Below are 22878 nucleotides of genomic sequence, written 5' to 3' on the forward strand. Positions count from 1 at the left end.
CCGAAGGGTTGCTGTGAGAAGGCCATTGGGTGTCGTGATCGTCCGCGACTCGGCACGCCCACGAAACGCCCCCAACCTATCAGAAACCGCGGTGCGTTTGAAAGCGAACAGGGTGGTGCGCCGGCGCACTACCGTGGGGCATTCGGGACGCAACCCGGGCCATGGCCGCCTTGCCCCGCAGAGTGCTCGACCGCCCTTGCGCTTCGCAAACCGGTGCGCGCGACGTAGGATACGCGGATGAATCGCATCGACTTCCACGCCGCGTTCAAGTCCGTCGGCCCGGTGGTGTTGCCGGTCATCCACGTGCTCGACAGCGCGCGCACCTTGCAGAACGTGCGGGCCGTGATTGCCGCCGGTGCGCCCGGCTGTTTTCTGATCAACCACGACTTCGAGCCCGCGCGGTTTCTGCCGATCATCCGCGACGTGCGCGCGCGCTGCCCGTCACTCTGGCTTGGCGTGAATTTCCTCGCGGTCACCGGACGACACGCGTTTCCGATGCTGGCGACCCTGCAGGCCGAGGGCTGCCGCGTCGATGCCTACTGGGCAGATGACGCCTGCGTCGACGAGCACGGCCGCGACACCGAGGCCAGCGAGATCGCCGCGGTTCGCGCCAACAGCGGCTGGGACGGCTTGTATTTCGGTGGCACCTGTTTCAAGAAGCAGCGCGAAGTCGCGCCGCGACACTACGCCAGCGCGGCACGCAACGCCGTGCCGCAGATGGATGTGGTGACCACGTCCGGTGTGGCCACCGGCCACCAGGCCGACCTCGGCAAGGTTGGCACCTTCCGCGAGGCCATCGGCACCGCGCCACTCGCCCTCGCCTCCGGGATCACACCCGAGAACGCACGCGACTACGGCGACGTCGACTGTTTCATGGTCGCCACCGGCATCAACCACCCCGACAATTTTTACGACATCGACCCCGACCGCCTCGACGCGCTGATGGCGGTGTCGCGACAGCTCGGCCAGGACACCGCACATGACTGACTCCGCCAAAGGCCCGCGCGACGACCGCTGGTACCTGAACATCATGGCGCCGAACACCAAAGGCGAACATTTTGCGTGGCTTGACCCGACCTCGATCTACATCAACCAACGCGCGTTCACCGACCTCCTCGACGACCTGATGAGCGACCTCGGCGAGGTCGACTACGATGTGGTCGCGGGCCTCGACGCCATGGGCTTTGTACTCGGCGCGGCGCTCGCCGCGCGTTCGGGTTGCGGCTTCCTGCCGATTCGCAAGGCCGGCAAGCTGTGCGTGGACACCGACAAAGTGTCGTTCAGCAACTACTCTGGCCGAACCCAGGACATGGAGATGCGTTTGCCGGCGTTTGCTGCGGGCACGCGGGTGCTGCTGGTCGACCAGTGGATCGAGACCGGTGGGACGATGCAAGGCGCTATTGAGCTGGTGCAGCGCCAGGCCGGCGTGGTGGCAGGGCTGGTGGCAATCGCCATCGAGGCGAACCCGCAGACCGAGGGCTACCGTACCCGTTTTCCCTGCGTGTCGGCGGTGGTGCCGGGCTCACGCTGGCAAGACGAGTGCAACGCACAGACGCTCAGCAGCTTCGCGCACTACCGCCCCGAAGCGGCGTTTCCGACCTCCGACGCCTGAGCGCTCACACGCCCCTCAGGCCTTGCGTGTGACCACCGGTTTGCGCCGGCGCGGGTAACAGGTTCGACAGATCTCGCAGACCGTGCCATCACAGCCGCGCGCGGTGCAGTGCTCGCGCCCGTAGAAGATGATCTGCAGGTGCAAGGCATTCCAGCTCGATTCGGGAAAGAGCCTTTTCAGGTCGCGCTCGGTCTGCTCGACGCTCTTGCCGTTGCTCAGGCCCCAGCGTTGCGCGAGCCGGTGAATGTGGGTATCGACCGGCATCGCCGGCACACCAAAGCCCTGACTCATGACCACCGACGCGGTCTTGTGCCCCACCCCCGGCAACGCTTCGAGCGCCTGCCAGTCCGCCGGTACCTCACCGCCGTGCTCGGCCACCAGGATCTCCGAGAGGCGGGCGATGGCCTCGGCCTTGCGCGGTGCGAGGCCGCAGGGTTTGACGATGCGCGCGATGGTCTCGAACGGCACCGCGGTCATCGCGGTGGCGTTGTCGGCGTGCGCGAAGAGCGCGGGCGTGACGGTGTTGACCCGCGCATCGGTGCACTGCGCCGAGAGCAACACGGCCACCAGCAAGGTGTAGGTGTTGCTGTGGTCCAGAGGTACCGGTGTCTCGGGGTAGAGCGCCTGCAGGCGGGCCATGACGTAGTCGGCCCGCTCGGCCTTGCGCATCAGTTCGCCTCCCGCCGCACGTCGATGACATTCGGGACCTGGTGCAGGCGGGTCATCGCGGTGTTCAGGGCGTCGCCGTCAGGGACGTCGCAACTCAGGTGGATCACGGTGATGTTCTCTGCCGGGTCGGTGTCGAGCTTCATCGCTGACAGCCCGATCTGGGCGTTGCTGAACACCGCCGAGATGTCGCGCAACAAGCCGTTGCGGTCCCAGGCTTCGATACGGAGCTTGGCGGTGTAGCGACCCGACGTTTCGATGCCCCACTCCACCTCGATCAGCCGCTGGATATCGGCGCCGGAGAGGTTGACCACGTTGTTGCAGTCCTTGCGGTGCACCGTCACGCCCTTGCCGCGGGTGATGAAACCGACGATGTCGTCGTAGGGAACGGGGTTGCAACAGGGTGCCAGGCGCGTCAGCAACTGGCCGACACCGCGCACACTGATTTCGCCAGGCGCGGGGCGCTCGAGCTGGCTGGGTTTGAACAGCGGCTGTTGCTTCACCGGTCGGCGCAGGGTTTCGATCGCGCCGGTCAGCTGCGAGTAGCCGATCGAGCCACGGCCAAGCGCAACGCACAATGCTGTCAGGCTCTCCTGCCGCATCGGTTTGACGAGGTCCTCGGCACTGAGCTGGTGCGCGTTCTGGCGCCGCAGCTCGGACTCGATGATGTGCCGTCCCTCGGCCAGGTTCTCGTCGAAGTCACGCGCGTTGAACCAGGCCCGCACCTTGGCGCGTGAACGGCTGCTGGCGAGGTAACCAAGCTCGCGTGACAACCAGTTGCGGCTCGGCCGCGCGTCCCGCGCAGTGAGCACTTCGACGCGGTCACCGGTTTCGAGCGTTCGGTTCAGCGCGGCGATCGCACCGTTGACCTTGGCACCCCGGCACCGGTGGCCGATCTCGGTGTGCACGGCGTAGGCGAAATCGAGCGGCGTTGCGCCGAGCGGCAGGTCCTTGACGTCACCGTTCGGTGTGAACACATACACCCGCTCACCGAGTGCCTCGCTGGCCAACTGGCTGACATCGCCCTCGCCGTCCAGCAACTGACGGAGCACCGTGATGCTCTGCTGCAGGCGCTGGTCGAACGCCCCGCCCTCCTTGTAGGCCCAGTGCGCTGCCACGCCAAGCTCGGCATCGCGGTCCATGTCGCGGGTACGCACTTGCACTTCGACGGGCCGGCCGCCCGGGCCGAGCACCGCGGTGTGGAGTGAGCGGTACCCGTTCTCCTTGGGGTTGGCGATGTAGTCGTCGAACTCGCTCGGGATCGGCGCCCAGGCGTTGTGCACGATGCCGAGCACCGCGTAACACTCGCGCACGTCGTCGACCAACACGCGCACCGCGCGCACGTCGAAGAGCTGGTCGAACTCGAGGCGCTTGCGCACCATCTTGCGCCAGATGCTGTAGAGGTGCTTGGCGCGACCGGAAACGTGCGCCGCGTCGAAGCCGACCTTGTCGAGCAGCCCGCGCAGGGTCTGGACGAACTCTTCGACGTACTGTTCACGGTCCGTTCGGCGCTCCTCCAGCGCGCGTGCAACGCGCTTGTAGGCCTCGGGCTCGCATTCGCGAAAGGCGAGGTCTTCGAGCGCCCACTTGAGCTGCGCCACGCCGAGGCGGTTGGCGAGCGGCGCGTAGATGTCGAGCGTTTCACGGGCGATGCGCTGGCGATCCCCGGCGTCGGACTGGCGCAGCCGCTGAAGCAGACCGAGTTGGTACACCAGCTTGACGAGCACCGCGCGCACATCATCGACGGTGGTCAGCAGCATGCGCCGGATGGTTTCCGAGCGCCCATCGACATCCCCGGTTGCCGTCTGGCCTGCGGCCTCGGCGAAGCTGTCCATCCAGCGGACGTTCTTCACCAGGCTGGCCACGGACGAACCGAAGCGCTCGTTGACGGCGTCGAGTGAGAGACCACCCCCAGCCGCACCGGGTGCGAGCAGGGCCGCGACCCGCGTCTCGGCGTCGGCGCCGAGACGACGCAGCATGATGGCCGCCTTGACCGGGCTCGCCTCGGCTTCGCGAAGGTGCACCGGCCAGGCGAGCTCCACCGCGTCCTGCACGCGTGCCGCGTCGCTCTCCGCAAGCGCGGCGGTGAGGTCTTCGAGCACCGTGTCCGGTGAATCGGCGACCGACTCGTCGACGTGCAGTGCGTGTTTGATGGCCGGCTCTCCTCGGCACACGGGGCGTGCGCAGCGCGGAGATTATCCCACGCCGCCCGGTCGGTGGCACAGAGGTGCATCTGTCCGGGCGGTCCGGGCGGGGGCGCTCAGAGACGCCGCAACAGCACCCCGGGCGGTTGACCGGCTGCACCGCGGGCCGCGAGCCAACCGGCCAGGGCCAGCCCGAGCCCGCCGCCGAGTGGCCCGACGATCAGCGGCCACAACGAGGGTGAGAGGTCGACTTCGAACACCAGTCGAGCCACCAGCTGGCCGGCGAGCAGCGCGACCACCGCGGCCACAAAGCCGGCGGCAGCCCCGAGCGACGCGAACTCGGCGAGCACGGCCCGACGCACCTCGCGTCGACTCGCGCCGAGCACCCGCTGCAGCGCCGACTCGCGAATCCGCACCGCCGTCGAGGCCTGCACCCCGGCGACCAACACCACGGCGCCGGCAAGCAGTGTCAGCACCAGGGTGTACCGCACCGCGCCCGCGCCGGCATCGATCAGGCCGGTCACCCGCTCGATCAGCGAGCGCACGTCGAGTGCCGTCACGCCGGGGTGGTCGCGCACGATGTCGGCGACCGCGCCGTCGCGTTGGTTGTCGTCGAGCCGTACGCTGGTCATGTAGGTCGTCGCCAGGTTCTCGCGCACCGAAGGGTGGAGGATGGCGAAGAAGTTGGGTTTGAAATTGCCCCAGTCCACCTTGCGCAGCGAGCTGATGGTGGCCTCGACATCCACCCCGGCAACCCGCAGCGTCATGCGATCGCCGATGCCGACACCGAGCTCCTCGGCGAGCTCTTCCTCCAGCGACACCTCGTCGACCCTGCTGCCGGGCGCCCACCAGTCGCCGTCGACGATGATGTTGTCGGGCCGGAGCAGCTCGGCCGAGGTCATGTTCCACTCGCGCGACACGGTGCGACGGGCTTCCTCAATGAAGTCCTCTGGCACCACGCTCTGGCCGTTGATCGCCACCAGGCGCCCGCGGGTCATGGGGTAGATGTCCACCGCGTCGCCAGTCATCTCCTCCAGGCGCCCTTGCACCGAGGTGGCGTCGTCGGGTTGCACGTTGACCAGGAAGAGGTTCGGCACATCCTCTGGCAACTCGCGCTGCCAGGTGCGCAGCAGATCGGTGCCGACGGTCGAGAGCAGCAGCATCGACAGCAGGCCGAGCCCGGTGGCCGCGAGCTGCAAGCGGCCGAAGGCCCCACGGCGGGCGATTGCGGCGAAGCCGAAACGCCAACCGGGCCGCAGCTTGCCGCGCATGCGGCCAGCCAGCCACTGCAGTGCCGCAGCGAGGGCGTAGAGCGCGGCTGTGGCGCCGACCAACGCGCCGAGCACGAGCCCCGCCAGCACGACATCCCGCGCCTGCCACAACAGCAGCACCGCGAGTGCGGCGACGGCACAGGCGATCAACACCCAGGCCGCGGGTGGCGGCGCACCGAGTTCACGCCGCAACACGCGCATCACCGGCACCCGTTGGATGCCAAGCAGCGCCGGCAGACCGAAGCCCGCCAAGGTGATGATCGCGGTGACCACGCCAGCGACAACCGGTGCGGGCCCGGGCAGCGGCAGGTCGGTGGCGAACAAGGCGCCCAACAGCTGACTGATCCCGGCCTGCAGAATCAGGCCCAGCACCAGGCCGACGGCGATACCGAGCACCGCCTGCCAGGACAGCACCGTCAGCACCCGCACCAGCACCTGGCGGTGCGTGGCGCCGAAGGCGCGCCGAACCGCTGCTTCATCTGACGCGCGGGTGACCTGCTCCTGCAGCGAGACCGCGACGGCGGCGCCGGCAACCAGCACCGTCAACATGGCAGCCATGCCGAGGAAGCGGCCTACGCGGTCCAACGAGCGTTGCACACCGGGCCGCGAGCTGCCGATCGTCTCGATCTCGAGGCCCGGCTGCGCACGCGCGGTCACGAAACCCTGCAGCGCAGTCACCTGGTCCGCTTCGCCGACGAGTTGGGTGATGTGGTTGACGCGGCTGCCCTCGCCCAGCAATTCCGCCGCCTCGAGGTCGGCGCGGTTGAGCATCACGCGGGGTGCGATCTGAAACAGCGATCCACTGCGATCCGATTCGTAGGTGATGACGCGGGTGATCGGGTGCGCGAGCGCGCCCACGAACAAGGTGTCACCGATGTCCAATCGCAGGTCCGCCAGCAGGCGGTCCTCGACCCAGACCTCACCGGCCTGCGGGATCTCACCGCTCAGCGGCGCGCCGCCGACACGCGTGGTGCGCGAGATCAGCTCCCCGCGCAACGGGTACCCCGCCTCGACCACCTTGACCGACACCAGCGCGGTGTCGTCCTCGTCGTTCAGCGCGACGCTCGGGAAGGTCAGCAGCGACACCGAGCGCAGACCCAGCCGATCGATCTCCGCGGTGACCTCCTCGTCCAGCGGGTGGTCGTCGCGCAGCAGCAGGTCGCCACCGAGCATGGTGTCGGCCCGCGCAGCCAGCGCGCCGCCGACGCGTTCGGTGAAGAAGCCCACCCCGCTGACCGCCGCCACCGCGAGCGCCAGCGCCAGCACCACCACGCGGCCCTCGGCGGCCAACGCCAACCCGAGGCGGCGGCGCGCGGTACCCAAGCGCTCAGTCCGAGACATCGAGCCGACCCCCGCGCATCACCAGGCGTCGATCGCAGCGCGCCGCGAGCGTGTTGTCGTGGGTCACCAGGACCAGCGCCGAACCGCTCTGGTCGCGCAAGGCGAACAGTTGGTCGGCGATGGCTTCGCCGGTCGCCTGATCGAGGTTGCCGGTCGGCTCGTCGGCAAAGAGCAGTTGCGGCTCGATCGCGAAAGCGCGAGCCAGCGCCACCCGCTGCTGTTCTCCACCGGAAAGCTGCGCCGGGATGTGCTCCGCACGTTCGGCGAGACCGACAGCGGCAAGTGCCTTGCTTGCGTTTTCTTGGCGGTTGTCGGCGCCGGCAAGCTCGAGGGTGAGCAGCACGTTCTCGCGCGCACTGAGCCCGGGCAACAGTTGAAAGTTCTGGAACACGAAGCCGACACGCCCGCGGCGCAGCGCTGCGCGGCCGTCCTCATCGAGTGCCGCGACACTCTGGCCGAACATCTCGACGTCACCCGATGTCGGGGTGTCCAGACCCGCGAGCAGGCCGAGCAAGGTCGACTTGCCGGCACCGGATGGTCCGATGATTGCGACCGCTTCACCCGCAGCCACGCTGAGCGATGCCGAATCGAGCAACACCAGATCGGCGCCCTCGCCGTGCGGCGCGGCGACCGTTTTTGACAGCGACTGCGCGTGCAGTACAGTGTGTTCCAATGTCTGGCTCTCCCAAGGTGACTTCGTGCTTAACCGTCTGATCGCCGCGTTGCTGATAACGTTCACTTTTTTGTGCCACCCGCTTCAGGCGAGCGGCGTGCTCGTGATCGGCGACAGCCTGTCGGCCGGCTACGGCATCGATGAACGCGAGGGCTGGGTTGCGCTGTTGCGCGACCGTCTGGCTGAGCGCGGCACCCCAATGCCCGTGATCAACGGCGCGATCAGTGGCGATACCACCAGCGGCGGCCTGGCTCGACTGCCCGACGCGCTGGCAGTGCATCGCCCGGACATTGTAGTCATCGAGCTTGGCGGCAACGACGGGCTACGCGGTCAATCTTTGAAAAATATTCGTAAAAATTTGTCAAGCATGGTCCAGCTGAGCAAGGCGGCCGGTGCCGAGCCGCTGTTGCTCGGCATGCGCATTCCGAGCAACTACGGCGCGCGTTACACGCAACGTTTTTTCGAGACCTTTCAGGAGGTCGCCGAAGCCGAGGACGTTCCGCTCGTGCCGTTTTTCCTCGAGGGCGTTGCGACCGACCCCGACCTCATGCAAGCCGACGGCATCCACCCCAACGCGGCGGCACAGCCGCTGATGCTTGACCTGGTCTGGCCCGCACTCGAACCGCTGCTCTGACGTGACCACCGCCCCCCCAACGCGCTGGCTCGAGACGCCCGGCGCGCGGCTCGCGTACACGCACCAAAACGGGGCATTCGACGACGCACCGGGCGTGTTCTTTCTGCCCGGCTTCCGCTCGAGCCGGGCCGGCGTGAAAGCGACGCACCTCGGCGCCGTGGCCCGCGCTCGCGGCCTCGCGTTCACGGCGCTGGACTACCGCGGCCACGGCGACTCCGGTGGCGACTTCGCATCGAGCCACGTCGGTCTCTGGGCTGCAGACGCGCTCGCGGTGCTGCAGGCGGTGCCGACGTCGACACACGTGCTGGTCGGCTCGAGCATGGGCGCGTGGATCGCGGTACACCTCGCGTTGGCCAATCCCGCACGCGTCCACAGCGTGGTCACCGTGGCCGCGGCGCCGGATTTCACCGAAGACCTGCTGGTGCCGTCGCTCAGCACTGCCGAGCGGACAGCGCTTGCTCGCGGCGACACGGTATTTCGGCCTTCCGACTACGGCGACGGCCCCTACCCGATCTCGTCTGCGCTGATCGAGGGCAGCCGTGCCGCGTGCGTGCTGCGCCGCCCGATTGATGTCGACCGCCCCCTCAGGGCACTGCACGGTGCCCGTGACCCGGACGTACCACTCGCCCAATCGGAAAAACTCGTGTCGCTGTGGGCTTGCGACGACCGCGCCTTGCACGTGATCGAGGACGGTGATCACCGATTGTCGCGCGACTCGGACCTCGCGGCACTCGACGCGACCCTCGCGTCGCTACTCGAGGGCTGAGCTCAGCCCGCAGTGTCCTGGCGAATGGCGTCGGCGCGTTGGTAGGCAGGCCGGGCCGACGCGCGGGTCGAGAGCGCGCGCATCGCTTCGCTCGGCTGCACGCTGCCAGCACGGGTCATCCACTGTATGCAGTGCACGGTCACGAGGTCGGCAACGGTGAAGGTATCGCCAGTCAACCAGGGGCCCGCGCCGCAGCGCGTGTCGAAGGCCGCGATGGCCCGTTTGAGGTCCCAGGCCACGCCGCTGCGGATCGCGTCCTTGTTCCTGTGTTCTTTCGGGAACACGAAACTGTGCTTGGCCAGCGTCCAGAGCGAGCCATCGAGGTCGTCGAGAGCGAAATGCAGAAAGCTGTCCTGTTGTGCACGTGCCAGTGACCCGGCCGTGTGGGTCAAGGCGCCGTGCCGGTCGGCGAGGAAGGTGCAGATTGCAGCCGAGTCGATGACCGTTGCGCCGTCCGCATCAACCCGCAAGGCCGGCGCCTTGCCGCTCGGGTTGGCCGAGCGCATTGCCTCGCTCTGCGGCTGTTCCGGCTCCAGTGTGTAGGGCACGCCGAGTTCCTCGAGCGTCCAGAGCACGCGGAAACTGCGGTTCAGCGGGTTGCCAATCAGGGTGTACACGGCGACCTCCTCTTCGAACACCCGGACATGGTACCGAATCGGCCCTGCGGAAGTGGGGGCACCCTGCCGCTACCCGGGTATGAACCGCATGATTCCCTGGCTGCTGTTGGCCCTTAGCCACAGCGTCTCCGGCGCCGAGCTGTTCGGCGTGCCGCTCGGCACAGCCGACAAGGGCAGCCTCGGCTTCGCGGCACAGCGGGCCGGTGCCACCTTGCTGCAAACCGAGCGCAACCAGGTGTTCGAGGTGTTCGACAGCCGCGCGGTGCTCGACGTGAGCTTCAAACTCTACCTCGGCTTTGACGTCCAAACCGGCAAGTTCGGCTTCGCCGAGTACCACATCCACCGCATTGGCCACCGCACCATGCTGGCGCGCCTGACCGCGAAGTACGGCGAACCCACGCTGGAGACCGGCGAATTCTCATTTGACGAACGCCAGCGATGGCAAGTCAATGGCATCGAGATCTCGTTACAGAAGGCCCGCGGCTGCCTGTGCTCGCAACTCATCTACAGCGAACCCGCCACCCACGCAATCGTGCGCCAACAACACGAGCAGGTACAACGCCAACGCGCCGAAGAGGCGTTGGAGCCCCTCCAGAAAGCCTACTGACGCGCCCCGACCCGGTTAGGAGGACCCGGTCAGGAGGACGCGGTCAGCCCGACGCGGTCACCACGATGTCGCGGCGGTGCGCACGGTGTCGGTGTTCCCAGACGAAAATGCCTTGCCAGGTGCCAAGCAGCAGCTCGCCGCCGCCGATCGGTACCGTCAAAGCCGTCTGGGTCAGCGCACTGCGGGTGTGCGCCGGCATGTCGTCCGGCCCTTCACAGGTGTGTACGTTGGCCGGGTCGCCGTCGGGTGCGAGCCGCGCAAACGCGGTTTCGAGATCGACTTGCACATCCGGGTCGGCGTTCTCGGTGATCAGCAACGACGCGCTGGTGTGCCGAATGAAGACCGAGCACAGGCCGGTCTGCACCCCGCTCTGCCGCACCACGCCTTGCACGTCGCGGCTGATTTCCACGAGACCCCGCCCCCGCGTACTGCACTGTAGTTGCGCCTGAAACATCGGTGATTGCAAACACCTGAGTGAGCGCCCACCATGCCCCGCCGGACCCCACCACACAAGGCCCATGCAGGCAGACAAGCTGGTCACCCGAGACGGCCGCTCGCTCGCCGCCCATCGATTCCCCGCCGCTGGCACGCAGCGCGCGGTTGTCGTTTTGGCACCGGCCATGGGCGTGCCGCAAGCGTTCTACGCACCCTTCGCAGGTTGGTTGAGTCGACGGGGTTTCACCGTGTTGAGCTTCGACTACCGCGGCATGGGCCTCTCGCGCACAGAGCCTTTGCGTGCAGAGACCGCCGATGTGCTGACCTGGGGCCAGGTGGATTGCAGTGCGGCACTCGACCACGCAGCGTGGCTTGCCGGTGACGCACCGGTGCTCTGGATCGGCCACAGTGTCGGCGGCCAGCTCATCCCGTTCATGCGCGAACCCAACCGTCTCGCTGGCGCACTGCTGGTCGCGGCCGGCAGCGGCTACTGGCGAGACAACGCGCCGCCGCTGAAACGCCGCATCCGCGCGATGTGGTGGGGCCTGGTGCCGGTGTTGACGCCGTTGTTCGGGTTTTTCCCAGGCGCGCGTATCGGCGCGGTTGGCGACTTGCCGCGGGGCGTGATCTGGCAGTGGCGGGCGTGGTGTCTGGACCCGAACTACGCAGTCGGGGCAATCGGCGAACAGGCTGCAGACGCGTTTGCCGCCGTCCGCGTGCCGCTGCACGCCCTGTACTTTGCCGACGACGAATTCCTCTCTCGCCGTTCGATCGAATCGCTCAACGCGCAGTACGTGAATGCACCACTGCGGTTCGACGTGATCGAGCCGAAGGCGGTCGGCGAGACGCGCTGCGGTCACCTCGCGGTGTTCCGCCCCCGTTTCGAAAAGACGATCTGGGAGTCCTGCTTCGGGCCCGCCCTGACCCACCTGGTCGACAGCAAAACCGCTGATGAAATCCCCTGATTCATACGCCGCCGGACACGCCAAAACCTTGAAAAGGCAGAAATTACCCCCATAGTTAAAAGCAAGGCGTGGCCACACCGGCCGCGCACGGTTTCAGGGGGTCGTGATGGTCATCGAAGGGTTCTCCACATTCACGCTGGTGCTGCTGGTGCTGGCGGGCTCGGTCGTCTGGGCGAGCTACCAGATCGTACCCCAGGGTCAGGAACACACGGTCGAACGGCTCGGCCGCTACATCCGTACCTTGACACCGGGCTTGCATTTCATCATCCCCTTCGTCGACCGGGTGTCGAACAAGGTCAGCATGATGGAAACCGTGCGCGACGTGCCGTCCCAGGAAATCATCACGCGCGACAACGCCATGGTGAAGGTCGACGGCGTGGTCTACTTCCAGGTGCTCGACGCAGCCCGCGCCTCGTATGAAGTCACCAATCGCGAGGGGGCCATCATCAACCTGACCACCACCAACATCCGGACGGTGATGGGCAGCATGGACCTCGATGACCTGCTCTCCAACCGCAACACGATCAACGAGCGGCTGCTGCGCGTGGTCGACGAGGCGACGCAGCCCTGGGGTGTCAAGGTCACCCGTATCGAGATCAAGGACATCGAGCCGCCACGTGACCTGGTCGACTCGATGGCACGTCAGATGAAGGCCGAGCGCGAGAAGCGCGCGTCCATCCTCGAAGCCCAGGGTGAGCGTGAGTCGCAGATCCTGCGCGCCGAAGGTGAAAAGCAGGCTGCAATTCTGCAGGCCGAGGGCGAACGCGAGGCCGCCTTTCGCGAGGCCGAGGCGCGCGAGCGCGCTGCCGAGGCCGAAGCCCGCGCAACCGAAGTGGTGTCCGAGGCGGTCGCCAAGGGCGATGTGCAGGCACTCAACTACTTCGTCGCCCAGAACTACGTGACAGCCTTGCAGAAGATTGCCGGTGCCGACCAGCAGCGCACGGTGTTCATGCCACTCGAGTCAAGCAACCTGATCGGCGCAATCGGTGGCATCGCGGAACTCGCCAAGGACGCCGGTATCGCGACGCCGTCAGCCGCCGCAGCAAACCGCGCGCCGTCGCCGCCCACACCGCCGCGAGGAGCCTGACCGTGGACGTGGTCGGCTGGCTCGACTCGCTCGAGTTCTGGCACTGGATGGTGTTTGGCGTGGCGCTGCTGGTGATCGAGCTCGGCATTGTCGGCACCGTGTTTCTGCTCTGGTTGGCGGCTGCGGCCATCATCACCGGCCTCGGCCTGCTGGTCGCGCCAAACCTCGCCTGGCAGTTCCAGGTGCTGCTGTTTTCGGTGGTGGCAGTGGTGACCTTGCTCGCCACCCGCGCCTGGCTCAAGCGCCGTCCGATCCAGACCGACCGGCCGGCCCTGAACCGACGCGGCACGGCGTACATCGGGCGGCGGTTCACCCTCAGTCGCCCGATCGAGAATGGCCGCGGCGAACTCACCATCGACGACACGCTCTGGCGGATCGCCGGGCCCGATCTGCCGGCCGGTGCCGAGGTGGAGGTGTCGGACGTGGAGGGCACCCGCCTTCGGGTGGCCGCCGCCGGCGGCGGCTGACGCTCAGCCGGCGCCTTGTTGACGGATCGCGGCGCCGAGGTCGGCGTCGCGGCTCAGCACCGCCATGCGGTGGCGCACCGACGACACCAACCGGTCTGTGTCGAAGTCCTCGAGTGCCACATCGCGCTCGTTGCCGAGTGCTTCCTCGATCGCCGTCAGCGCGAGACCGGACGCCCGCAGACGGTCGCGGGCGTTGACCAGGGCCTGTTTGAGCAGGCACTCGATCTGGATGCGGTCGATCGACACGTCGTTGACGTCGCGGCTCATCGAATTCGGCAGCGAATCGATCGCCGCGGCCAGTCGCGCACCCACCCGCTGAATGTTGGCGTGCAACAGGGCGACGCGGTCGGCCAGCGGCTCGACCGGGCCGTCATCAGGCTCGAACAGCGCCTGAAACTGATCGAGGCACGCAAGGCACTCGCCGATGCCGTCATCGATGGTGTCCGCGTGAGCGGACACCATCTCCGCCATGCCCGAGATGTCCTGTGCTGCACTGTGCAGGCCACGGCCGGAGTGGTCCACGCGCGCCGCGCCGAGCATGGCATTCCACGCGATCAAGCGGGTCTGGTACGCCGTCGCCAAGATATCGTCCACGCAGACGAGGTTCGGCGACACACGGTCGGCCAGGGCATTGACCAGTTCACTCAATCGCACGACGAGCACACACTGCAGCGCGACGACACCGCCGCTGCTTGTGTATCGACGTCGAGCTTGTGCCCCTTTAGTGCGGCGCCCCGTCAGCCGAGCCGATCAGCCGCCGCCGCCCCGGCGCGCACGGAAAAAAGCCTGAATCAGTTCCCGTGCGCGCGCCGCTTCGACACCCGCAATCACCTCGACCGTGTGGTTGTGCAGCGCGGGGCCGAGCAGTGAAAACGCGCTCTCGACCGCACCGGTGCGCGGTTCGACCGTGCCGTACACGAGGGTCGCGATGCGCGCGTGAACCAGCGCGCCCACGCACATGGCACACGGCTCGACCGTCACGTAGAGGGTGCAACCCGGCAAGCGGTAGTTGCCCAGTGCGCTGGCCGCCGCACGCAGGGCCACCACCTCGGCGTGCGCGGTCGGGTCACAGCGTTCGATCGGCGCGTTGCTGCCGCGGCCGACGACCGCCCCCGCCTGCACCACCACGGCACCGACCGGCACCTCGCCCTGCGTCGCCGCCCGTTCAGCGAGGTCCAACGCCTCGTGCATGAACCGACGGTGGGTTTCGAGGTCCGACATGGCAGGGCGTTGGCCGTGTTTGGGGGGATGATCCTGGCGCGGCTGCGCCCGGCGGTGCATGGTAGCAAGCCACACCGCGCACCACAGTCACCGCGCCGGAGCGCCCGCCATGCTGACCCGCAGAACCTTGGTACTCGGCCTCGCCGCCGCCCTCCCGATCGCGGCTGCGACCGCGACACCGGCCACCTTGAGCGTCACGGACGCCCGCCAGGCAGCCCTCGACGGCGACATCCTGCTGATCGATATCCGCACGCCAGCCGAGTGGCAGGCGTCCGGTGTCGCCGACGTGGCCCACCCGCTCTCGATGATCGACCGCCATTTCGGCCGCGACTTCGTCGCGCTGCTCGAGGCCAACCCGGGCAAGCGACCGGCGTTCATCTGCGCCACGGGCGTGCGCAGCTCGCGCCTGATTCGCCTGATGGCAGAGCGGGGGCTGCACGCCACCGTCGACGTGCCCGCCGGCATGATGGGTGAACCGGATGGCTGGATCGCCAGCGGCTTGCCCACGGTACGCTGGTCGCCCTGAGACTCAACTGTTCGGGTTGGCCTGCGGGCTCTTGCGGCCGACGCTGCGGCCGAGCCGGTGTTCGCGGTACACGGTAATCAGGGCCGCTGAGATGATCACGGCCGAACCCAACCAGGTCTGCGCACTCGGCAGGTCGGAAAACAGCAGGTAGCCGATCGCGACCGCGTAGAGCAGCCGCACGTAGTCGAGCGAGGCCAGCAACGACGCTTCACCGACGCGGTACGCCTCAATGTTGAACCGCTGCGCCACGTACGACAGTGCACCCATCGCACCGAGCAACAGCCACTCTTCGGGTGACGGCCACACCCAGTAGAACACACCGAAGGGCAGCACCAGCGCGCCGACGCCGTAGGCCTGCCAGGCCATCACCTTCTGGTTGCTGTCGTGCTGCGTCAGGCGCTTCACGATCACCATGACGAAGCCCACCAGCGCCGCGGAGCCAAGCGCCGCCAGGCTCCAGACCGACACCCCGACGCCGCCGGGCTGCAGCACGATCAACACGCCGAGGAATCCGACCACGACCGCCGTCCAGCGGTAGACACCCACCGTTTCGTGCAGGATCAGCACGGCGAAGATGGTCAGGAAAAAGGATTTGGCAAAGCCGATGGTGGTCGCGTCGGCGAGCGGCAGGTGCACCACGGCCGCGAATCCCATGACCATCGCGAGGAAGGCCCCGACCACGCGCACCGCGTGCAGCGCGAGGTACTCGGTGCGAAACAGCTCCACCCCATTTTTGTGCAAGGCCGGCACCAGGATCAACGCGATCACGGCCTGGCGCACCAGCACGATCTGCATCACCGGGATGCCACCGCCCAGCAATTTGATGCACGCAGCGACCAGCGAAAAGCCGGCAATGGCGAGCATCAGCAGCACGGCGCCGCGGAGGTTCGACGGAAGGGATTGGAGAGCCACGCGCCAGTGTAGCAGCCAACGCGTGCGCTGGCTGTGGGCGTCCCGGCTTCGGGCATACCGGCTTCGGGCATACCGGCTTCGGGCGTCCCGGCTTCGGGCATACCGGCTTCGGGCGTCCTGGCTGTGGCGTCCCGGCTCTGGGTGTGCCGCGTCGGCTAAAGCTTGCCGCTGTCTTGCCGTTCTCCCCAACAGTAGGCCCACACGCGGACACGCGCATGCACATTCGGCTTTTCGCTACCGCCACCCTGGCAGCGCTCGCGGCGTTGGCCACCCCGTCGTCGATCGCGTCGGTGTTCCCGCACACGCCCGAATCGCGCCCCGTGCCCCGTGCCGGCGCGTTGCAAGCCGACGTGCTCGCGGCCTTCGGGCGGCCGACAGACACCCTGGTGACCCAGCACTTCGGCGACAGCGCCGTCAGCGTGTGGGACTTCGGCACCTTCCGCGTCTTCTTCAAGGAAGGCCGCGTGGTCGAGAGCCGCCGCTGGTAGGTTGAGCCCCGTCCTCCCCCGGGCGGGCTGCGCGTTTACTGCCATACTGATGGGATTGGGATAAACGACCTGCCCTCGGTCCGGACACCACCCGATGTTCCAGACAATGCCGCTACCGCGGCTACTCGTGTTTCTGTCGTGCCTGGTGCTGGCGCCGGCCGCGTGGGCGGTCACGCCTGATCTGCTCGGTGGCGATACCGCGGAAGACCCGTCAACCCTGATTGGCCCCCTCGCCACGGAAACGGACGTACTCGATGCCGTCTCGCGCCTGAGCGACGCCCAGGTGCGCGCCGTCCTGCTCGAACGCATGGACGCGGTCGCCCGCCAGGCGAGCGAACCGGTGGCCACCGGCGAGGGTGTGACGGCCCTGCTGACACGCTCGATCGACGGCGTCCAGCAGACCCTGCTGCGTGCGATTGTCCAGATACCCGACACGGTCGAATGGCAGCTGCGCGCCTTCGACGTGTTCGGCAGCACCCGGCCGGACACCGCGATCCTGCGGTTCTTCGCCGTGATCGCCGCCGCTGTGCTCGCCGGTCTCGCCGCGGAGCGGGTGGTCGCCGCCCTGGTCCGGCGCTGGCGATCGTTGATCAACCTCGAGCGCCGCCCCGAGGGCCTGTTCGACACCGTCCGCATGCTGGCTGTCCGGCTGTTGTTCGACATCACCGCCCTGCTCGCATTCTTTTACGTCACGCGCCAGGTCGCCGTGCATTTCGCCGCGACCCAGGATGCCGCGCTCACGCGGCTCATCCTGTTTGATTTCGTGGTGCTGCCGCGGGCCGCTTTCGCGCTCGTGCGGTTCGTTCTCGCGCCCAACCACCCCGAAGTCCGTTTGTTGAACGCGACGGACGCGGTCGCGCGCCAACTCGCACGGCGCTTCGTGGTCTGGGTGATGCTGATCGGCCTGTCCGACTTCGTGTACAACTTCAACAAGACCAACGGTGTGCCGTTCGAGCAGAACTGGCTGCCCTACTGGCTCAACATCGTCATACACCTCTACCTCGGTTGGGCCGTCTGGCAAACCCGGCACGCCGTGCCCGACATGCTCCTTGGCCGAGACGGCGACAACACGCCGATCGAGCGGTGGGTGGCGCACTACTACGCCAATTTCGCCGTGGTGCTCGTGCCACTGAGCTGGTTGCTGGTGGAGATCCTGATCGTCAACGATCAGCTGCACCTGGTGGTCGACGACCGCGTGTTGATCTTTGTCGGCCTGGTGATGGCGGTACCGCTGTTCGACACCGCCATACGCGGCACAGTGGGCGCGCTGCTCGGTGAGTTCTCCGGCGAGGGCAAGGTCGCCGAGATCGCCTTCAAATCAACGCGCCGCAGCTACATCCGCATCGGCCGCCTGATCGGCTTCGCGTTGTTCCTCGTCATCACGGTGCCGTTGTTCGACCTGCAGATGGCCAGTGTCTCGGAGGCCAGCCTCGTTGGCGTCCTGCTGAACCGCCTGATCGACATCCTGATGATCATCGCCGTGGGCTACCTGATCTGGGAACTCGTGACCCTCGCGATCAACCGCAAGCTCGCCGCGGAACACACCGCAGCGGGAGCGCAATCGGAGGCCGAATTCGGTGGTGAGGGCGGCGGCGCGGGCGTCAGCCGCCTGGCAACCGTGCTGCCGTTGTTGCGCATCACGCTGCAGACCCTGATTGTCAGCACCACCGTGCTGGTGGCGTTGAACGAGATGGCGGTCGACATCACACCGCTCCTCGCCGGTGCCGGTGTGGTCGGTCTCGCGGTCGGTTTCGGTGCCCAGCGCCTGGTCGCCGACGTCGTGTCCGGGGTGTTCTTTCTGGTCGACGACGCGTTTCGCGCCGGCGAGTATGTCGACATCGAGGGCACGGTCGGCACGGTCGAATCGATCTCTCTGCGCTCGATGCAACTCCGTCACCACCGCGGCGCGATCCACACCATCCCCTACGGCGAGATTCCGCGCATCACGAACTACTCGCGCGACTGGGTGATCATGAAGTTGCGCTTCACGGTGCCCTTCAACACCAACCTCAACACCGTGAAAAAGCTGTTCAAGCAGATCGGCCGCGACATGATGGAGGTGCCGGAGCTGGCGGACGATTTCATCCAGCCGTTCAAATCCCAGGGCGCGCTGGAGGTGGACGATGTCGGCATCGTCGTGCGCGGCAAGTTCATGGCCAAACCCGGCAAACAGTTCACCTTGCGAAAGGAGATCCTCGCGCGCGTGCAGCGGGCCTTCGACGAGAACGGCATCCAGTTTGCGCGCAAGGAGGTGCGGGTGCGCATCGACGGCGAGGCTGGCGAGCTGCACGGACCACCGGGAGGCCAACCGACGTGAGCCACGGCTCGGGCCGGTTCGCGGCCACCCTGTGGCTGCTGTGTGTGGTGTGTTCGGGGTTTTGTACCGCGACCGCACGCGCCGAGGCGCCGGCCCTCGCACCGGTCTCCGAGAGCGGTGCTGCCGTGTTCGACCCGGAACCGAATCCGACCGAGTTGCGGCGCATGCTGTCGCAACTTGACGACCGGGAAGCGCGGTCGCTGCTGGTGGAGCAACTCAACCGCGAGGTCCGACTGGCACCGGCGGCCAACGGCACACAGTCGCAGCAACTCAAGACCTTCTTCAGCAACACCTTCTCGGGCATCGGCGACAACATCGTCTCGGCCGTCGAGGCCATTCCGGTGTTGCCCGGCAATCAACAGCAGGCGTTCAAGCGCTTCGCGGCCGAACGACCACCCGGCGCCGTGGCCTACACGGTGAAGGTCGTGCTGCTGTCGTTGCTGGTCGCGCTGGCCGTCGAGCTCGCGTTCTGGCGGGTCACGCGCACCTGGCGTCGCACCCTGCTGAACAGCGAGCAGCCGACCCGCTTGCGCGACACCGTCGGCGCGCTGTTGACCCGTTTCCTCACGGAGATGGCCGCGCTGTTCGCGTTCATGCTCGCCGGCGGAGTGGTGCGACGCGCGCTGATCTCGGAACAGGACGCCGACATCACGCGAAGTTTCGTCCTGCTTGCGGTCGTGTTGCCGCGCGCGGCCGCGGCCCTGTTGCGTTTCGCGCTCGCGCCGAAGTACCCGAGCTATCGGCTGCTCAATTGTAATGATCAGACCGCGAAACACTTCTTTCGGCATGGCATCCTGTTTTTCTTCCTGATCGGACTCTCGGGTTTCATCATCAATTTCAACAACATCAACGGTGTGCACGTTGGCAATTCCTGGATCGGCTTCTGGCTCGGCGTGGGCACACACCTCTACCTGTTCTGGGCGCTGTGGGTGCCGCGGGTGGACGCCGGCAACCTGCTGCTCTCGCCGCACGGCGACAACTCGCCGCGCGAGATCTGGGTCGCCCGGCATTTTCCCTATTTCGCCATGGGCCTGGTGGCCTTCAACTGGCTGCTGGTCGAAGCGCTCGCGGCCAACAAACTCTGGCACCTCTTCCGCGATGGGCAGGGCTTGCAGTTCGTGACCCTGTTGTTGAGCGTGCCGCTGTTCGACACCGCCGTGCGCGGCCTGGTCAACAACGCAATGCCGACGCTCAAGGGTGAAGGCGCCATCGCCGAACGGGCCTGGATGGCCGCCCGGCGCAGCTACATTCGCATCGGACGCGTGATCGTGTTCGGCCTGATGCTCTGGAGCATCGTCGAGATCTGGGACCTCGATGTCGAGGGCATGGCGAGCAGCGGCATCGGTGCCCTGGCGGCCACCCGCACGATCGAGATCCTTGGCACGCTGGGCATCGGGTACCTCGCCTGGGAGGTGGTGAACCTTCGCATCAACAGCCGCATCGCCAAGGAACAGACCATCGCGGGCGTCGACCCGGAGACCACCGACTTCGGTGGTGACGGCGGCGGCACCGGCATTTCCCGCGTCGCCACGGTGTTGCCGCTGGTGCGCTGGGTGGCCCGCGTCGCCATTGTGGCTGTCACCGCGTTCATGGTGTTGCGCAGCCTCGGCATCGACACCACACCGCTGCTCGCCGGTGCCGGTGTGATCGGTCTCGCGATCGGCTTCGGCGCGCAGAAACTCGTTGCCGACGTGGTGTCGGGTATCTTCTTCCTGATCGATGACGCGTTTCGCGCCGGGGAGTATGTCGACATCGAGGGCAGTGTCGGCACGGTTGAGTCGATTTCCCTGCGCTCGATGCAACTCCGCCACCACCGGGGCGCCGTCCACACCATCCCCTACGGAGAGATTCCGCGGATCACGAACTACTCGCGCGACTGGGTGATCATGAAGCTGCGCTTCACGGTGCCGTTCGAGACCAACCTCAACACGGTGAAGAAACTCTTCAAGCAAATCGGCCGTGACCTGCACGCCGTGCCCGAATTTCGCGACGACCTGATCCAACCGTTCAAGTCCCAGGGCGCGCTGGAGGTGGACGACGTCGGCATCGTCGTGCGCGGCAAGTTCATGGCCAAGCCCGGCAAGCAGTTCACCTTGCGCAAGGAGATTCTCGCGCGCGTCCAGCGCGCGTTCGACGAGAATGGCATCCAGTTCGCGCGCAAGGAGGTGCGCGTCAAGCTCGACACACCGCAAAATGCGACACTGGACGACGACGCCCGGCAAGCCATCGCCGCCGCTGCCGCCGAGGCAGCGCACGCGCCGGACCCGGACGTCGACACCGGCCCCAATCAGTCACAGGACGACCGATGAACGACGCGTCGACTCCCCCATCCACCGGGCTCGCGCGCTGGCTGCGCGACCGCGCTCAGCTCTTCTACCCATTCACCGACTGGATCGGCGAACTGCGCGACCCGGAAACCGCACGTGCCGACCTGATCGCAGGCGTGTCCATCGCACTGGTGCTGGTGCCCCAGTCGATGGCCTACGCCCAGCTCGCCGGCCTGCCACCGTGGATCGGCCTCTACGCCGCCTTCCTGTCGCCCATCATCGCTGCGCTGTTCGGCTCGTCACGGCAACTGCAGAACGGCCCGGTCGCGATCATCTCCCTGATGACGGCGGCGGCACTGGTGCCGATGCAACTCGAGCAGGTGGCCTACATTGCCATGGCCGCGGCGCTCGCCTTGATGGTCGGCGTGTTTCAGATGGTGCTCGGGCTGCTCCGCCTCGGCGTGCTGGTGGACTTCCTCTCGCACCCGGTGGTGATCGGTTTCACCAACGCGGCGGCCATCGTGATCGGCAGTTTGCAGCTCGGCAAGCTGTTCGGCATCGAACTCGACACCGGTGAGCACCTCTATATCGTGCTCGGTCAGCTGGTGGAGTCCATACCGACCGAGACACACTGGCCGACCCTCGCGATGGGCTTGGGTTCGCTCGCCGGGCTGCTGGTGTTGAAGCGGGTCGCGCCCCGGTGGCCCGGCATCGTCATGGTGGTCGCCGGCGCCACCCTGGCCGCCTGGCTCACCGGCTACCGCGAGCTCGGCGGTGCCACGGTGGGCGAGATCCCGCGCGATCTGCCGGGCTTGCAGATCCCCGCCGTCGACTGGACCCGGCTCGGCGAGCTGATCGTGCCGGCGATGATCATCGCCTTGCTGAGTTTTGTCGAGGCGTTCTCGGTCGCCAAGGCGATCGCGTCGAAAACGCGTCAGCGGCTGTCGGCCGACCAGGAGATGATCGGCAAGGGGCTGGCCAACGTGGTGGCGGGTCTGTTCCAGGGCTACGCCGTCTCGGGCTCGTTCTCACGCACGGCCGTCGCCTTCGACGCCGGTGCGCGCACCGGCATGACCTCGATCATCAGCGGGGTTATCGTCGGTATCACGCTGCTGTTCCTGACGCCCCTGCTCTTCCACCTGCCGCTGTCGACGCTGGCCGCGGTCATCATCGTCGCCGTCGCCGGCCTCGTGAAATTCGAGCCGTTCAAGCACGCCTGGGCGGTGAACCCGCACGACGGTTGGGTCGCCTTTGTCGTCTTCGCGACCACCCTGGCCACCGCGCCGCACCTCGAAACCGGCATCTTTGTCGGGGTGATCCTCTCGCTGGTGCTCTACCTCTACCGCACCATGCAACCGCACTTTGCCGAGGTCGCCCGGGACGACGACGGCGTGTTCCGCGACGCAGCCCTCTACAAGCTCACCACCAGCGAGACCATGGCGCTCTACCGCTATGACGGGGACTTGTATTTCGCCAATGCCGGCTACCTCGAAACGCGGCTGCTCGACGCGGTGGCCGACAAGCCAGCGCTGCGGGTGCTGATCCTCGACATCGAGGCCGTCGACCAGATCGACGCCACCGGCGAGGACATGCTGGCGCGCATCTCGGAGAACCTGGACGCCGCCCAGATTGCCTTCTACCTGACGCGGCCGAAATTCAAGGTGCTCGACGCCCTGAAACGCTCGGGCCTGTACCGCCGCATCGGCGAGAAGCGCATCTTCGCCAAGCGCAAGAACGCGATCGTCGCCGTGCAGAAACGGTTCGGCGACAGCGTCGACGTCAGCCACCTGATCACCTACCAACCCCTCGAGGACGCGTCCGACGACGACGTGCCTCCGAAACCCGCCAATTGAGTCGAGGTG

At 67.0% G+C, this 22878-nt stretch carries 22 protein-coding genes; 13 read left to right on the plus strand and 9 right to left on the minus strand.

Annotation, left to right across the window (positions count from 1 at the left end; genetic code table 11):
- The first annotated feature begins 237 nt into the window (after positions 1-237).
- Together AAGA11_09870 and AAGA11_09875 are read left to right on the plus strand one after the other, a co-directional pair.
- Positions 238-987, plus strand: a complete 750-nt coding sequence (locus AAGA11_09870) for an adenine phosphoribosyltransferase (GenBank protein ID MEM9603159.1) — start codon at positions 238-240, stop codon at positions 985-987.
- Complete coding sequence (locus tag AAGA11_09875; protein ID MEM9603160.1) at positions 980-1612, plus strand: phosphoribosyltransferase family protein; 633 nt, start codon at positions 980-982, stop codon at positions 1610-1612. The genes AAGA11_09870 and AAGA11_09875 overlap by 8 nt, the downstream gene beginning before the upstream one ends.
- A 15-nt stretch (positions 1613-1627) precedes the next feature.
- Here the strand turns inward: AAGA11_09875 and nth are convergent, their stop codons facing one another.
- The 4 genes from nth to AAGA11_09895 form a co-directional block, all read right to left on the minus strand.
- Positions 1628-2281, minus strand: a complete 654-nt coding sequence (gene nth / locus AAGA11_09880; protein ID MEM9603161.1) for an endonuclease III — start codon at positions 2279-2281, stop codon at positions 1628-1630.
- On the minus strand, positions 2281-4452 hold the full coding sequence (locus AAGA11_09885; GenBank protein ID MEM9603162.1) for a bifunctional (p)ppGpp synthetase/guanosine-3',5'-bis(diphosphate) 3'-pyrophosphohydrolase: 2172 nt from the start codon (positions 4450-4452) through the stop codon (positions 2281-2283). Before AAGA11_09885 ends, nth begins: the two co-directional genes overlap by 1 nt.
- 86 nt (positions 4453-4538) lie before the next feature.
- Entirely contained in the window at positions 4539-7016 is a 2478-nt protein-coding gene (locus AAGA11_09890; protein ID MEM9603163.1) for an FtsX-like permease family protein, read from the minus strand.
- A gap of 4 nt (positions 7017-7020) precedes the next feature.
- Positions 7021-7707, minus strand: a complete 687-nt coding sequence (locus tag AAGA11_09895) for an ABC transporter ATP-binding protein (protein ID MEM9603164.1) — start codon at positions 7705-7707, stop codon at positions 7021-7023.
- 25 nt (positions 7708-7732) lie between these two features.
- On the opposite strand from AAGA11_09895, the gene AAGA11_09900 reads away from it, so the two are divergent.
- Together AAGA11_09900 and AAGA11_09905 are read left to right on the plus strand one after the other, a co-directional pair.
- A complete protein-coding gene (locus AAGA11_09900) occupies positions 7733-8341 on the plus strand; it encodes an arylesterase (protein MEM9603165.1) in 609 nt (202 codons plus the stop codon).
- Position 8342: 1 nt separating this feature from the next.
- A complete protein-coding gene (locus AAGA11_09905) occupies positions 8343-9107 on the plus strand; it encodes an alpha/beta hydrolase (protein ID MEM9603166.1) in 765 nt (254 codons plus the stop codon).
- A 2-nt stretch (positions 9108-9109) separates the two neighbouring features.
- Here the strand turns inward: AAGA11_09905 and AAGA11_09910 are convergent, their stop codons facing one another.
- Positions 9110-9724 carry a glutathione S-transferase family protein gene (locus tag AAGA11_09910; protein ID MEM9603167.1) on the minus strand — a complete coding sequence of 205 codons (615 nt, stop codon included), beginning with the start codon at positions 9722-9724 and terminating at the stop codon, positions 9110-9112.
- A 79-nt stretch (positions 9725-9803) separates the two neighbouring features.
- On the opposite strand from AAGA11_09910, the gene AAGA11_09915 reads away from it, so the two are divergent.
- Complete coding sequence (locus AAGA11_09915; protein MEM9603168.1) at positions 9804-10331, plus strand: hypothetical protein; 528 nt, start codon at positions 9804-9806, stop codon at positions 10329-10331.
- 43 nt (positions 10332-10374) lie between these two features.
- Here AAGA11_09915 and AAGA11_09920 read toward each other — a convergent pair whose 3' ends face one another.
- Positions 10375-10785, minus strand: a complete 411-nt coding sequence (locus AAGA11_09920; protein MEM9603169.1) for a secondary thiamine-phosphate synthase enzyme YjbQ — start codon at positions 10783-10785, stop codon at positions 10375-10377.
- A gap of 64 nt (positions 10786-10849) precedes the next feature.
- On the opposite strand from AAGA11_09920, the gene AAGA11_09925 reads away from it, so the two are divergent.
- The 3 genes from AAGA11_09925 (at position 10850) to AAGA11_09935 (ending at position 13285) form a co-directional block, all read left to right on the plus strand.
- Complete coding sequence (locus AAGA11_09925) at positions 10850-11731, plus strand: alpha/beta fold hydrolase (protein MEM9603170.1); 882 nt, start codon at positions 10850-10852, stop codon at positions 11729-11731.
- A gap of 106 nt (positions 11732-11837) precedes the next feature.
- Complete coding sequence (locus AAGA11_09930) at positions 11838-12818, plus strand: SPFH domain-containing protein (protein MEM9603171.1); 981 nt, start codon at positions 11838-11840, stop codon at positions 12816-12818.
- 2 nt (positions 12819-12820) lie between these two features.
- Positions 12821-13285, plus strand: a complete 465-nt coding sequence (locus AAGA11_09935; protein MEM9603172.1) for an NfeD family protein — start codon at positions 12821-12823, stop codon at positions 13283-13285.
- Positions 13286-13288: 3 nt separating this feature from the next.
- Here AAGA11_09935 and AAGA11_09940 read toward each other — a convergent pair whose 3' ends face one another.
- Together AAGA11_09940 and tadA are read right to left on the minus strand one after the other, a co-directional pair.
- Entirely contained in the window at positions 13289-13939 is a 651-nt protein-coding gene (locus tag AAGA11_09940) for a hypothetical protein (GenBank protein ID MEM9603173.1), read from the minus strand.
- A 96-nt stretch (positions 13940-14035) separates the two neighbouring features.
- Complete coding sequence (gene tadA, locus AAGA11_09945) at positions 14036-14506, minus strand: tRNA adenosine(34) deaminase TadA (GenBank protein ID MEM9603174.1); 471 nt, start codon at positions 14504-14506, stop codon at positions 14036-14038.
- Positions 14507-14615: 109 nt separating this feature from the next.
- Here tadA and AAGA11_09950 point away from each other — a divergent pair, with 109 nt between their 5' ends.
- A complete protein-coding gene (locus tag AAGA11_09950) occupies positions 14616-15032 on the plus strand; it encodes a rhodanese-like domain-containing protein (protein ID MEM9603175.1) in 417 nt (138 codons plus the stop codon).
- Between the two features lie 3 nt (positions 15033-15035).
- Here the strand turns inward: AAGA11_09950 and AAGA11_09955 are convergent, their stop codons facing one another.
- Positions 15036-15944 (minus strand): DMT family transporter, encoded by a 909-nt coding sequence (locus tag AAGA11_09955; GenBank protein MEM9603176.1) that lies wholly within the window; start codon positions 15942-15944, stop codon positions 15036-15038.
- A 215-nt stretch (positions 15945-16159) separates the two neighbouring features.
- Between AAGA11_09955 and AAGA11_09960 the strand changes: the two genes are divergently transcribed.
- The 4 genes from AAGA11_09960 (at position 16160) to sulP (ending at position 22869) form a co-directional block, all read left to right on the plus strand.
- Positions 16160-16432, plus strand: coding sequence for a hypothetical protein (locus tag AAGA11_09960; GenBank protein MEM9603177.1), 273 nt, complete (start codon positions 16160-16162; stop codon positions 16430-16432).
- A 94-nt stretch (positions 16433-16526) separates the two neighbouring features.
- Positions 16527-18749: a mechanosensitive ion channel family protein gene (locus AAGA11_09965; GenBank protein ID MEM9603178.1), complete on the plus strand. Its 2223-nt coding sequence runs from the start codon at positions 16527-16529 to the stop codon at positions 18747-18749.
- The gene (locus AAGA11_09970) at positions 18746-21058 is read left to right on the plus strand and encodes a mechanosensitive ion channel family protein (GenBank protein ID MEM9603179.1); all 2313 of its coding nucleotides are present in this window, start codon (positions 18746-18748) and stop codon (positions 21056-21058) included. Before AAGA11_09965 ends, AAGA11_09970 begins: the two co-directional genes overlap by 4 nt.
- Complete coding sequence (gene sulP / locus AAGA11_09975; protein MEM9603180.1) at positions 21055-22869, plus strand: sulfate permease; 1815 nt, start codon at positions 21055-21057, stop codon at positions 22867-22869. The genes AAGA11_09970 and sulP overlap by 4 nt, the downstream gene beginning before the upstream one ends.
- Positions 22870-22878: the final 9 nt, after the last annotated feature.

Source organism: Pseudomonadota bacterium (assembly GCA_039196715.1).
Taxonomy (GTDB): Bacteria; Pseudomonadota; Gammaproteobacteria; order CALCKW01; family CALCKW01; genus CALCKW01.

Coding starts and splice junctions, on each gene's coding strand:
- AAGA11_09925 (MEM9603170.1), top strand. CDS start 10,850: ATGCAGGCAGACAAGCTGGTCACCCGAGACGGCCGCTCGCTCGCCGCC.
- nth (MEM9603161.1), bottom strand. CDS start 2,281: ATGCGCAAGGCCGAGCGGGCCGACTACGTCATGGCCCGCCTGCAGGCG.
- sulP (MEM9603180.1), top strand. CDS start 21,055: ATGAACGACGCGTCGACTCCCCCATCCACCGGGCTCGCGCGCTGGCTG.
- AAGA11_09920 (MEM9603169.1), bottom strand. CDS start 10,785: ATGTTTCAGGCGCAACTACAGTGCAGTACGCGGGGGCGGGGTCTCGTG.
- AAGA11_09960 (MEM9603177.1), top strand. CDS start 16,160: ATGCACATTCGGCTTTTCGCTACCGCCACCCTGGCAGCGCTCGCGGCG.
- AAGA11_09930 (MEM9603171.1), top strand. CDS start 11,838: ATGGTCATCGAAGGGTTCTCCACATTCACGCTGGTGCTGCTGGTGCTG.
- AAGA11_09965 (MEM9603178.1), top strand. CDS start 16,527: ATGTTCCAGACAATGCCGCTACCGCGGCTACTCGTGTTTCTGTCGTGC.
- AAGA11_09875 (MEM9603160.1), top strand. CDS start 980: ATGACTGACTCCGCCAAAGGCCCGCGCGACGACCGCTGGTACCTGAAC.
- AAGA11_09950 (MEM9603175.1), top strand. CDS start 14,616: ATGCTGACCCGCAGAACCTTGGTACTCGGCCTCGCCGCCGCCCTCCCG.
- AAGA11_09870 (MEM9603159.1), top strand. CDS start 238: ATGAATCGCATCGACTTCCACGCCGCGTTCAAGTCCGTCGGCCCGGTG.
- AAGA11_09915 (MEM9603168.1), top strand. CDS start 9,804: ATGAACCGCATGATTCCCTGGCTGCTGTTGGCCCTTAGCCACAGCGTC.
- tadA (MEM9603174.1), bottom strand. CDS start 14,506: ATGTCGGACCTCGAAACCCACCGTCGGTTCATGCACGAGGCGTTGGAC.